We start from the raw sequence: 12,444 nt of genomic DNA, 5'->3' as shown, positions 1-12,444 counted from the left end.
AGAATAATAGGGTATGTAAGGCAAAGTGACTATTGCTTTAAAAATTATATTAATAAAATAAATATCGAGGTGTTTAAGATGGAATATAACTTTAAGAATCTTGTATTCGAGGGTGGAGGTGTAAAAGGAATTGCATATTTAGGTGCTTTAGAAATACTAGAACAGAAGGGGATACTTCAGAGCATTAAAAGGGTTGGAGGAACTTCTGCAGGAGCTATTATAGCGCTCATGGTTGGATTAGGTTATTCAAAAGAAGAGCTTTATAACACTTTTAATGAGATGAACTTAAGAAGCTTTATGGATGATGATATAGGCTCAATAAGAGATTTGTATAGATTGCTTATTAAAGGGTATGGGTGGTTTAAAGGAGAGGCTTTTACTAGATGGTTAGAAAATATCATTGAAAAGAAAACAGGAAATAAAGATTCTACATTTAAGGAAATTAAAGATAGTGGCAAATTTAAAGAAATGTTTTTTCAAGGCACAAATTTAACAAAGCATGAAGTTGAAACTTTTTCCGTTGAAAATGAAAAATATGAAGATATGCCAATTAAGGATGCGGTTCGTATTTCCATGTCAATTCCATTATTTTTCGAATCTGTCAAAATGAATAATTGTTGTTATGTTGACGGTGGCATTCTATCAAATTATCCAGTAAGACTTTTCGATCGAAAGATATATGTAGAAGAAGACGAAAATTATTTTATACCAGAAGAATATGAGAAACTGTTACATGATAAAGTTGGTAATACTTATGTATACAATAAAGAAACACTTGGGTTCCGTTTAGATAGTAAAAATAAAATAGATCTATTCAATGGTAGGACTCAGCCGAATGATCACACAATTAATTCCTTCTTTAGCTACTCATGGAATCTTATTAGTACGCTTATGGAAAATCAAGATATTACACACTTAACTGGAGATGACTTCGACCGTACGATTTATATAGATTCAATGGATGTTTCTACTACTGACTTTGAGATTGATTATGAAACTAAGATGAAGCTTATAGATTCGGGAAGAATAGGTACCATAGAATATTTTGAGGAATATGATAAGGGCGAACTTAAAAATTATACGAATTAGGTTTATTTTTTAAACAATTATCTTTAGATAAAATAAATATATGGAAAATAAGGAACGACAGTATTATTATTAAACAATAAAAGACAAGGTAGACGTCATAAAAACTGTCTACCTTTGTCATTATGATATATTATTGGTTCTCACTCCAGTGGAATCAACATTATAGCCATCAGGGGTAGTTGCATTGGTTAACATTTCTCCATTTTCATTGAAATAGTACCATTTACTATCATCAGCATTAAGCCAACCCTTTTGTAATCCTAAATTGGTACAATAGTACCATTTATTATTATCTTCAACCCAACCGAGTTTAACTAAGCCGTTGTCTAAATAAAACCAATCACCTTCAAGCTTTTGCCAACCATTTAAAGGCTTATAATCATTTTTAACTTCTTTAGCTTGTGGAACTTCGTTATTTCCAATCTCAATATTATCTATTTTAGTTTCTTGTTTTTGGGATTCGGATTTTATATTATTAACAGAGCCACATCCATTTACTAATAAAGTTAAGGAAATGCTTAAGGTAAGATATATAAGTTTATGTTTATTTAATAATTGTAACACTTAAAATCCACCTCCATATTTTATAATACTATTTAACTATAATTATCTATGCTTGGCCAGTTACATTACCTGTATAAGTAACTATCCAGTATCCATCACTTTGGTAAGCACTTGTAAAATATAAATATCCCGATACATTTGAACCGGCATAATATCCACTATACCATATCTTTGATGGATAATTATCACTACTATAACGTTTTGTTTGTGATATCTTATATGATACCATTGCATCTGGAGTGATAATTGAATTAGTACTTTGAATTCCACTTGGTTTTTCTGCTGCAAATACTGGCAGTGCAAATAATGAAGATGTTACTAATAATAAACTTAATGTTTTTACTAAATTTTTTTTCATGAATAAACCTCCTATTTTTCGATAAATTTAATTTATATGTTAAATTTAACATAATAATATATATATTATATTTTATAGTATAAACTATATTTAATAACTTTTATGTCAAAAAAAGTAATTAAGGTTTTGAAAATTTCATTCATATTTCATTGATTTATATTTTTTTTATACAATCATATATTTAATTAAATAGATTATCTATAATATTTATATTTAAATATTATAAATAATCTAAGCTAGCAAGTTTTATAAATTAATCCATAATTAATAATTAGGTTACTTATTGGTTTTTTATTTGGTTTTGATTATATATAAATAAATTTACGTCAATGATAGATGATCTTTGAGGGAATTTAGGAGATATGTCTGTTATTAACATTTAAATGGTTGAATTTACAGGTAATGATATTGTGTTAATTTCGAGAGAATCTGGATATAATAACTTAAAATATAACGTGGATAAGTATTTAGCAATTAAATTAAGGAGTGTAAAAGGTACTGATATTAGTAGTAAGTTAGAGGTGAGGTGATATTTTAAAGATACTATGAAATCCTAAAAATTAGTATTAATTTAATATTTCATTGAAACTCAATACATTCCAATGGATCAATTCAACAATTTAAAAAATACATTAGAATTATGGTTCTATCAAATTAAAAAATAATAGTATAAAATTTAAAAACTATGTTATAATATAGATATAAAAAATAGGATGCTAGTAACACCCTATTAGTATACGAAACAGTATGCAACTGTTACCATTAATTTAATATATTGAATTAAAAAAATAGTAGCTAAGATTTGCGGTCATGGGCTACTATTTTTTTATGTTTAAAATAAGTAATACAATAAAAGTTAATAGGGCAATTAAAAACGTGCCCCCGCTAAATAGCAAACTTAATTCATTACTCATATATACCACCCCCTAACATTTAGGGTTGTGGTAACAGTAGCCCGACTGAATCGTACTAGTATATTATACTATAATAAAGTCCGTAAGTAACTTAGTTATTATCTCAGTAAAAAAGCGCATCTGCTCCTTTTTTAAGATTTTATATATTTCTATAAAATTTAAGACAAAAGAAAAGGACCCTCCCATCAAGTAAAGTCCTTTTCTAACCCAAAATAACATCTAATAGCCCTAAAATTAAAAACGTTCTAGGGAAAGTTAGTGTTACAGCACTAACTTTTCTTATTTATATTATACCAAATATTTAAAGAAAATAAACATCAATTTTCATAAATTAATTAATGAAAAAGCATTTAAAAAAATTTAGAATTGCCAAATTGTTAATACCACATTATTCAATAAAATGAATTTGTGGTATTTTTGTCATTTTATATAATATAATTATGTTAACTATTAATATAAGACTAGAACTGAATTAAAGATGAGGGATAAGTGATGGAGAAAAAATTAATTAATGGAAAAGTATATAAGGAAACAGATTTTGAGGAAGTTGTAAGTAGTCATAATGAAGATGGTAGTGTTTTTTATCATATTTTCTATGGAGATGTAGATTGGCATAAGAACGGGAATAGACAGAAAGCAATATGTGTTTTTATGAGATATGGTGATAGAGTTAATGTCAGAACACCAGCAAACATTTTATTAAAGGATTTATTAAAGGTTGAGGAAGCTATAGCAATACTTAAATCACGTAATATGGAAGTTGAATAAATAATAATATTAAATTTTGGAGGATTTTCTATGGAAAGAGATACAGGAAATATAAAATTTCCAATTTGGATTATAGGAGATTCAGAGCCAGATAGATGGAAAGATAGCTTATCTACTCCTTTTGATCCGCGACACCCTATAAGACATAATATTATTACTTCTGTGTTTGATGTTGTTCAAGATAGTATTTTTAGAAATTCAGGAAAACGAGTTGATACATCTAAAATATACATTCGTAATGCTGTATCGGAAGCAAGCTCCAAACCAGCAAGAAATGAATTGCTTTGGAACATAAAGTTAAATAATGAAATTATGATGCTTAAAAGCCTTTTAAGTAAGAATAACCCAGTATTAATACTTACCTTTGGTGCTTTTGCATATGAATTTACTCGTAGAGCATTTGATAAGGAAGTTCATAAATATAATTATTGGACAACCGAAAGACTTGGTGATGAGTTTAGAAAGAATACATCAAATATGCAGGGGAGTAATCCAATAATTATCCCATTGCTCCATAGGAGTATAGCTGGTGGACATTTTATAAAAAGTCATGAAAATTATTGTAAGAATATTGGTGCTAATTATTTTGATTTTGTTGGAACAGAAATTGCAAATGTTACAATGAAAATATTATATGATAGTGATATATGGGTGACAATATCAAAGACTAATTAATGGATGATTACTATTGTAACATCACATAGAAGAAGTACAATAATCGATGCAATTTGTAATGCTACAAATGATATAATTTACTTATATGTTTTTATTATGGGGGGATAATAATGTTCAAAATTGAAAGAACCGAAGAAGGCGAATTACGTTTTATAGGGCAATTTGATTTGGGTTCGCTTGGTAAATTTCCAAGTGAAAAAATTGAATTTGATATGAATGAGTTTGCACCATTAGATAATGATGTAGACTCTGATTGCCAAGATAAAGAAGGTAAGTATTATCAAAATAGATTTTCTAGATTATCAAAAATTATTAGAACGGATATGAGTGAAAATGAAAAGCTAGAAAAGCTTGGAGCGTTTTATGAAGAAAAGCAAAAAGAAGTTATTGAAAATTTAGATGTGATTGAAGATAGATTTTTAAAATTCATTATTATGGACTTTGTTGATTGTGATTTCCCATTTTGGGAAGAAGCTGATGGGAGCTTAACATCATTTATAATTCCAGAAAAAATGCCTAATCATTTATCAAATAATGAGGAGGAATTAATAGAGTTAATTTATGGTGATCTACCAGATAATATTTATGAGCTGATTGATACAGAATATGAGCCAGGCAAAAGTGTCATGTCGGCGAGAGAAATTTGTTTGAAGTATTTTCCTATGATAGATATAGATAATCTTATTTCAACAATATATCCAGATATATTAGTATTAAATGGGGATATCTTAATATTTCAGTGTTCAAGTAATGTTGGAGATGGGATGATTATATGTTCGGCTTATGCAGAGATATTACCAAATTATAAATTCGATGATTGGCATAATCACTAAGTTAGAATATTAATTTTATATAACAAACAAATAGAAAAGATAAAGGCGTATAATACAAGAAATACCACAATATTCAGAAATGAATCTGTGGTATTTTGTTATTTATAGAAAAATATTGGAAAGTGTGATATTGTATAAATATAATATTTTGTGTATGAATTTATAATATAAAGGGAGAGAATATGAAGCCATTAGAAAGATTATATTCGATTGTATTTACTATAACAACAGCAGTTATATTTTTTTTGTGGGGGTATATTGAATCGACAATCGTGCAAAAATCAATTATTGGTATTCCGTTAGGAGCATTAATTGCACTAGGTACATATAGGAGTGTTCTTGAAATTATAATTTATTTAATTAGTAATATCTATGGAGCTAAAAAACTATTTTTTGGAAGATATTATCTGGAAGGAGTATGGGTTGGGTGTTATCTGAGTAAAAATAAAACTCCTGTTTATTTTATTGAAGAATATGATCAAGATTTTGATACGTTGATAATAAGGGGAAGATCTTATTTTCATAATGGTGCGTATAAAGGATCATGGACATCTGAAAAGGTCAGCATAGATGTAGAAAAGGGAAAGATATCATATAATTACCTCACTGATTTTATCAATAATACTCATATAAATCAGGGACAAGCAGAATTTAATTTCATACGTAAAGAAGCTGGTAAAGCACCATTTATGCTGGTTGGATTTAGCAGCGATTTGTATAACAATGAAAAGAACAAAAATTTTTATATTACAGATTAAGGAATACGTCACAGCAACTTTAATTACTTATAAATACCACAATATTCAGAAATGAATTTGTGGTATTTTTGTCGATTTATAGAGTTTGTTTACCTAAATATGTTAAAATAAATATATATTCAGATTATTATATAATTAGTGTAATTTACAGGGGGGGAAGAGATTGGATATTTCAGTTATAAAAGATTATCTATCAGTAATTACTGCAATTGTTGTAGCATTTTTGACCTACTTATTAGGTATTAGGAAAAAAAAGCAAGATAAATTTAATGAACAAATAGAGGACAGCTTAAAGGTAATATTGAGTCCAATGGTAAATGAAATTAGACTTATAGATCGAGAAGAGGATTCAATTCGCAGACAAATGATGTTAAGAAAATTTTTTGATAAATATAATAAAGAAGATACACGATTGTTTAAAATGCCTAGTAAATTTATTCACGATTTTTATTATAAGACAGAAGAGTTATTTTGGAAATTTGACAAAAGCAAAAAACAAAATGATTGGGATATATTTTGGATACATTTTCATAAGCTTTATATAATGATAAGAGATGAATATACTATAATGAGAGAAAATATTTATTCTGATTACAAATGGTTAATTGATTTAAATAAAAAAAATCCATTTTTGAGAATCACACTTGAGTTTTTTATAGTAATATTCGAAGGAGCAAAGTTTCTAATTTTAATAGATTTTATGAGCATTATCTTTATTTTAATTGATAATAGGATGGATAAATTAATACCGATATATATAAAAAAGGGAATAGTGATATCATTAGGTGTAAGTATGGTTATTTACATTCTATTAATAATGGTTTTGGCAGAATACTATGCTGCCAAAAATATGCAAAGAGAGAATATTTTTAGGACGTTAGTTAAAAAGATTGAAAACAAATTTTTACCTGAAAAAGTAAGAAAAATAATAGATATGGATATTGATATAGAGAAAGAAAAGAAAAAGATTATTATACCGAGTATGTATAATGAGTAACTAGACTTAATACCACATTATTCAGTAATGAATTTGTGGTATTTTATTGCTAATAGATAGAAATGGAAAATGATGCTACAATAAAAGCATAGTTGAAATAAAAAATACGAAAAGAATAATAATGAAACATTTTTTAGAAAGGCTGAGAAAGGTGAAAATAATAGGTTATCTTTCATAAATGGAGTTATGTAAAGGAAGATTTGATAGAACTGGAGAAAAGTATAGATATTTTATCTATTATATTGAACAGAAGATTAATTTAACAAAGTTATATTTAGAATTAGTATAAGACCTATAGAATTCCACTTTTTAAGAGATCTTTTGAAGAGGTTAAATTATATACTATGACATACAATCAAAGTCTATGGGAAAAATAATAATTAATTATTAGGGGGAATTATGGAAAAATCAACAATGTATATAGATGATTTAATAAAGGTACCAGTATGTACTTATGGTGATAAGATATATCATTATACAAATGCAGAAGGAGTTAAAGGTATAATAGAAAATAAAGAGTTTTGGGCTACAAAAAGTGATTTTCTAAATGATAAACTTGAATTCCAATATGCGCGAGAAGTAGTAGAGGAGTTATGCAAAGTTTGTATTAAAAATATTGAAATACAGTCTACTTTCATAAAATATGCGAGTGATGAATTTGATAGATTAAGCGATAGTAAAAATGGAATATTGAGTGGGTATTATGTTATTTCATTTTCAAAAAAGCAAAATAGTTCTTTGCTTTGGTCAGAATTCTCAGATTTTATGGGATATTGCATAGAGTTTGACTTTAAAAAATTATTATTAGGGATACAGAAAAGGGAGAGCTTTTTTTGGCATGGATCTATCATATATAATAAGGAGCAGCAGATTGAATGTTTACGAGAGATTTTAATGGCAATAGTTAAACAATTTGCTGAGGAGGAGAGGGCAGACTTAAACGAGATGTTTGAGTCCAATGCTTGTATATCAAATGATTCTTTAAAAATGGTAGCAGAACACCTAGCAATGTTCTGTTGTTTATATGCCATGTTTTTTAAAAAAGAATGTTTTCTAGGAGAAGAAGAATATAGATTTGTATTTTTTGCATTACATGAAAAAAATAATAACTTGGATAAGATAAAAACTAAAATGATGAAATTTAGAGAAAAGAATCAGTTTTTAATACCATATATTATCGTTGAGTACAAGGATGATTATGATCAAATTCCTGTTGAATCCATATTAGTAGGACCGAAGAATAATATCGATCTAGCAGTAAAAGGAATTGAGTATTTTTTAAGAAAAGAGAATATTGATATACCTGTTAAGAAATCAGATATTCCACTAAGGTATTAATAAAATTGCAATTAAAGCTTCATATTACTACATTTCAACTGAAATATTGAAATGTATGAAAGTAAACTTTAAAAATATTATAATAAAGCTAACGCTACCTATGTGTGAAAGTAAATGAATATAGTATATTATCTTATTAATATACATTTCTTACAAATATTCTTTAAGAGAATTAAGGAGAAAATATGGACAAAATAATTGTTGAATATATAGATAATAATGAAAACATATACTGGATTAATGATGAAAAAATTTCGAATATACATGAAGGTAGAATTTACCCTACTCAAATATCAAATGTTACTACATCTAAATCCGTTGCAATTTATAGGATTAATGAATCAAGTGAGAAAATAAAAATTGCTCAACTTGCCTGTGTTAATTACGAATTGCTTAAACAAAAATATTATGATGGAGAATATATTAATCTTAATTATACATACATTAATAATTTTGAATGGCTTGGAACAAACAAGTTCTATGAGTACAATGAGAGTTGTTTAAGAGATATCAAAGGGATAAGTGCATGTTGTTCATTTTGGAATGCAGAATCTCAAAAAGATAAATTAATATCATTCATGGTACTAAATATTATGAACAATGGTATATGCTTTGAATATTCTATATTCAATAAAATAGATTTGGATTTGTCAAATATAAATATTATAGGGGGAACTGTAAGTGTTAATAATTCAAAGTTTTGGTCATCAAGTTTTAGCATAGTTGGAATAAATTTTGGTGGGAACAGCTACAATGAATCAAAGATTTCAATGGATTATACCGAGTTTATTGATTCAACAGCATTTTTTTCTATATTAATAAATAATCCAAGCATTAGTTTTCTTTTATCAAAAATGACTAGAACAAAAGTTAATATAAACAACGCAAATTATGGAATTAGAGAGATATGCTTGACTAAATCAAAGTTAGATGAATTGATAATTGATTTTTGCAAGATAGAAGAAATTCGTGCCGGAGAATGTGAAGTGAAATCATTATTATTTAGAAATTGTAAATTGAACGGATTTTGTGACATAGAGTTGAAAACAAGGTCTGAATTAATATTTAAAGAATGCATTGTAAACTCAATATTAAAACTTGATATTGATAAGAATCCTTTAAAGATTAGTTTTGAAAATACAATAAATAATGGAAGGGTTTATTTTAAAAAATTTCAGCAATTGTTAGATGAAATTTTAAAAAATGTCGAAGAGACATCTGATATAAATCAATTATTAATGTTAAAGGAAAATTTTCGTTCTTTGGGTGATTATATCAATGAAGATTTATGCTATGCAAAATATAGAAAAATGGAGAATGAACTGCAGAATTGTAATATTTTTTTGAAAATATTTAATTATGGTATTTGGGGAATTAGTGATTATGGAACAAAACCACTGAGAGTGTTTATTTCTATATTGCTATTAGTAGTCGGTTTCTCTATATTTTATTATTTTTTACCATTTATTAGTTTTAGTAATACATCATCATTTATAGATTATTTATATGTAAGTGGAGTAACCTTTTTTACAGTTGGATATGGAGATATATTGCCACTTAATTCAATAACTAAGATGTTAGTCCTTTTAGAAGCTTTTCTTGGTGTTGCAACAATGAGTTACTTTTTAGTTGTTTTATCTCGCAAAATTATTCGATAGTTATGAATTTAAAAAATCATTAACCTATAAACTAATTATATAAATAATAATTTAAATGTTTATGTTAGGAAAATGAATATTCAATTTATTAAATATTTAAATACAGCAATACTGTAAATTCAAAATTAAAGAGGGGTTTAGATGAATAGTGAAATATATAATTATTTTTATGATAATGTAAAAAAGAGAATGGGAGATTTGGAAATTTTATCACTCGAAGAAATTAATTCAATGTTAGAGGAAATGTATACAATGAGCGATGTAGATAAAAGCGTAAGTAGTGAGTTCAATGACATCATAGAAGTTAGTAAAATGGGATGCTTAGTTTTAGGATTATTAGCTTTATTTTTTAAAAATAGTGAAAAGAGCAATAAGGTAAAAGGAGAAAATGTAGTTTATAGCTCTTTGTTAACTACCATTGCAAATAATTCGTTAGCTATTATGAAGTTAATATTAATTGGATTTGACTATCAAGTAGGAATACTATTAAGAAGTACATATGAATTATTTTTTACATTACTAACAATTATGTTAGATAAAAAGAAATGCGACTTATATTACGACTCAGCCAGATTGAATAATTCGAATGAGATTTGGAGAGATAATTTTAGAATGAAGGATATGAATGCGGAACTAGAAGGATATGAAAACAGCATAACAAATAATAGTGAATTAAAGTTTTTTAAGAAATGGAGAAAAACAAATTATTCTTACTATTCAAAATTTGTTCATAATAGTTTCTTTACCTGCTTTAGTCATTGTCATACATATTCTAATAGTAATGAACCAGAGGATTTATTAAAGTATAATTTATGGGGGGGAAATGTTACACGAGTTCAGATATATTTGACTAGCTTAAACGATTTAACATTCTGGGGAATTAAATATTTTTACTCTATACTGAAGAATTCAACTTATATTAATACTAAAGAATTACTTTTGAATAATGGAAAGTCTATTTTAGAGAATGCTATGGCATTATCATCATTTTATGAGAGCATGTTTTTAAAAATAGAGAAATAAGAGCGAGGGTTATAAGGGAGTGATTAAATCATAAATATAATATAATAAAATATTAAATTATATATTTTGATTATGTTAAATTTAATATCTATAAATACCACAACATTCAGAGATGAATTTGTGGCATTTTTGTTATTTTATAGAAATTTATCAGTAAAACATGCTACAATAAGTATATAATTGTTATATTATGTAATTAATAATTCTTTAAAGATGGGAGAGACATTTAATGAATATATTAGTCATAGGAAATGGATTTGATTTAGAACATGGATTACCAACTAAATATGGGAATTTTTTAGATTTTATTAAAGGAATTCTTAGTATATCTAAAGAAGAATATATCGACTGCAAAGACAAGTTTAGAGAAGAAAAATTAGATAATGTGGAGGATACTATAAAACAATACTTACTTAGTGATGAAGTATTCAATGACTGGAAAGAGAATAATGTCCTAAAAGAATTAATAACACTTTCTAAAGACAATATATGGATTACATACTTTTCAGAAGATCAAAATTATAGGGAAAAAGGTTGGATTGACTTTGAGTCTGAGATTTGTAATGTAATCATGAGTTTAGATTATATGAAAAAATATAGAATTAATGAATTAAATGCAGGTAGAGTCAATGAGATGAATTGTAATCAAATAAAATTAAAGTTAGAATCAAAAATTTGTGATTTAATTGTATATGCGATTAGAAATAAAGAAAGAAATTTTACTACTGAGGGAGGGATGCTTGATATTAAGAATACTAGTCTTAATAATTATGAGTATAGCGAAAAGATTATTAAAAGACTTAATACTCATTTGAATGATTTAATACGCTGTTTAGAGATTTATTTAGAAGAGTTTATACGAAAAATAGATAAAGAATACATTTCTCCTGATATTAAGGATATTAAATTTGATAAAGTCTTAAGCTTTAATTATACCAATACATATGAAAGAATATATGGATTTAATAGTAGCGACATAGAATATCATTATATACATGGAAAGGCTGATATTTCACGTGTTTCTGATGAAAATAACATGGTTTTAGGAATAGATGAGTATCTTGGTAAAAAAGCGAAGAATAAGGAATTAGAATTTATTGCTTTTAAAAAATATTTCCAAAGAATATATAAAAAGACAGGAAATGAATATAAAAAATGGATTAAAAAAATGGAAAACAATAATCAATCATATATTGATTCATTAAAAGGAGTAACTTCAGCTAGTAAAAATAAAATATGTATTTTCGGTCATTCACTTGACATAACAGATAAAGATATAATAAAGGAATTAATTGAATGCCCTAATACAGAAACAACAATTTTTTATTACAATAAGTATGTTTATGCTCAACAGATTACTAATATGGTTAAAATAATTGGACAAGATGAGCTAATAAAAAGAGTTTCAGGAGCAAATCCAACTATTATTTTTAAACAACAACAAAAAAGAATTAGGAGTCAAGAATAGA

At 26.4% G+C, this 12,444-nt stretch carries 14 protein-coding genes; 11 read left to right on the top strand and 3 right to left on the bottom strand.

From position 1 onward, the window contains the following. Positions 1–78: 78 nt before the first annotated feature. A complete protein-coding gene (locus L3B96_RS11940) occupies positions 79–1,089 on the top strand; it encodes a patatin-like phospholipase family protein (RefSeq protein ID WP_171788560.1) in 1,011 nt (336 codons plus the stop codon). A gap of 120 nt (positions 1,090–1,209) precedes the next feature. On the opposite strand, the gene L3B96_RS27450 is transcribed toward L3B96_RS11940, so the two are convergent. Together L3B96_RS27450 and L3B96_RS11930 are read right to left on the bottom strand one after the other, a co-directional pair. Then, positions 1,210–1,653: a hypothetical protein gene (locus L3B96_RS27450; RefSeq protein WP_171788559.1), complete on the bottom strand. Its 444-nt coding sequence runs from the start codon at positions 1,651–1,653 to the stop codon at positions 1,210–1,212. Between the two features lie 46 nt (positions 1,654–1,699). After that, positions 1,700–2,011 carry a hypothetical protein gene (locus tag L3B96_RS11930; RefSeq protein ID WP_171788558.1) on the bottom strand — a complete coding sequence of 104 codons (312 nt, stop codon included), beginning with the start codon at positions 2,009–2,011 and terminating at the stop codon, positions 1,700–1,702. Positions 2,012–2,394: 383 nt separating this feature from the next. On the opposite strand from L3B96_RS11930, the gene L3B96_RS11925 reads away from it, so the two are divergent. Next, the gene (locus L3B96_RS11925; RefSeq protein WP_207716513.1) at positions 2,395–2,541 is read left to right on the top strand and encodes a hypothetical protein; all 147 of its coding nucleotides are present in this window, start codon (positions 2,395–2,397) and stop codon (positions 2,539–2,541) included. A gap of 288 nt (positions 2,542–2,829) precedes the next feature. On the opposite strand, the gene L3B96_RS11920 is transcribed toward L3B96_RS11925, so the two are convergent. Continuing rightward, entirely contained in the window at positions 2,830–2,925 is a 96-nt protein-coding gene (locus L3B96_RS11920) for a putative holin-like toxin (RefSeq protein ID WP_171788557.1), read from the bottom strand. A 492-nt stretch (positions 2,926–3,417) separates the two neighbouring features. Here L3B96_RS11920 and L3B96_RS11915 point away from each other — a divergent pair, with 492 nt between their 5' ends. From L3B96_RS11915 to L3B96_RS11875, 9 genes are all read left to right on the top strand, one after another. Further along, positions 3,418–3,693 carry a hypothetical protein gene (locus L3B96_RS11915; protein ID WP_171788556.1) on the top strand — a complete coding sequence of 92 codons (276 nt, stop codon included), beginning with the start codon at positions 3,418–3,420 and terminating at the stop codon, positions 3,691–3,693. A 30-nt stretch (positions 3,694–3,723) separates the two neighbouring features. Then, entirely contained in the window at positions 3,724–4,368 is a 645-nt protein-coding gene (locus L3B96_RS11910; protein ID WP_171788555.1) for a hypothetical protein, read from the top strand. A 110-nt stretch (positions 4,369–4,478) separates the two neighbouring features. After that, positions 4,479–5,201, top strand: coding sequence for a hypothetical protein (locus L3B96_RS11905; RefSeq protein ID WP_238861125.1), 723 nt, complete (start codon positions 4,479–4,481; stop codon positions 5,199–5,201). Between the two features lie 182 nt (positions 5,202–5,383). Beyond that, a complete protein-coding gene (locus L3B96_RS11900; protein WP_238861124.1) occupies positions 5,384–5,959 on the top strand; it encodes a hypothetical protein in 576 nt (191 codons plus the stop codon). A gap of 163 nt (positions 5,960–6,122) precedes the next feature. Continuing rightward, a complete protein-coding gene (locus L3B96_RS11895) occupies positions 6,123–6,956 on the top strand; it encodes a hypothetical protein (RefSeq protein WP_238861122.1) in 834 nt (277 codons plus the stop codon). A gap of 399 nt (positions 6,957–7,355) precedes the next feature. Further along, positions 7,356–8,294 (top strand): DUF2971 domain-containing protein, encoded by a 939-nt coding sequence (locus L3B96_RS11890; RefSeq protein ID WP_238861120.1) that lies wholly within the window; start codon positions 7,356–7,358, stop codon positions 8,292–8,294. Between the two features lie 185 nt (positions 8,295–8,479). Next, entirely contained in the window at positions 8,480–9,952 is a 1,473-nt protein-coding gene (locus tag L3B96_RS11885) for a potassium channel family protein (RefSeq protein ID WP_238861117.1), read from the top strand. Between the two features lie 141 nt (positions 9,953–10,093). Beyond that, positions 10,094–10,975, top strand: coding sequence for a hypothetical protein (locus tag L3B96_RS11880; protein WP_238861115.1), 882 nt, complete (start codon positions 10,094–10,096; stop codon positions 10,973–10,975). Between the two features lie 229 nt (positions 10,976–11,204). Further along, positions 11,205–12,443 (top strand): bacteriophage abortive infection AbiH family protein, encoded by a 1,239-nt coding sequence (locus L3B96_RS11875; protein ID WP_238861113.1) that lies wholly within the window; start codon positions 11,205–11,207, stop codon positions 12,441–12,443. Position 12,444 lies beyond the last annotated feature (1 nt).

It is taken from the genome of Clostridium sp. YIM B02569, from assembly GCF_022320765.1.
GTDB lineage: Bacteria > Bacillota > Clostridia > Clostridiales > Clostridiaceae > Clostridium > Clostridium beijerinckii.
The sequence above is the reverse complement of the archived record's forward strand: the minus strand, read 5'-3'. Positions and strand labels throughout refer to the sequence as shown.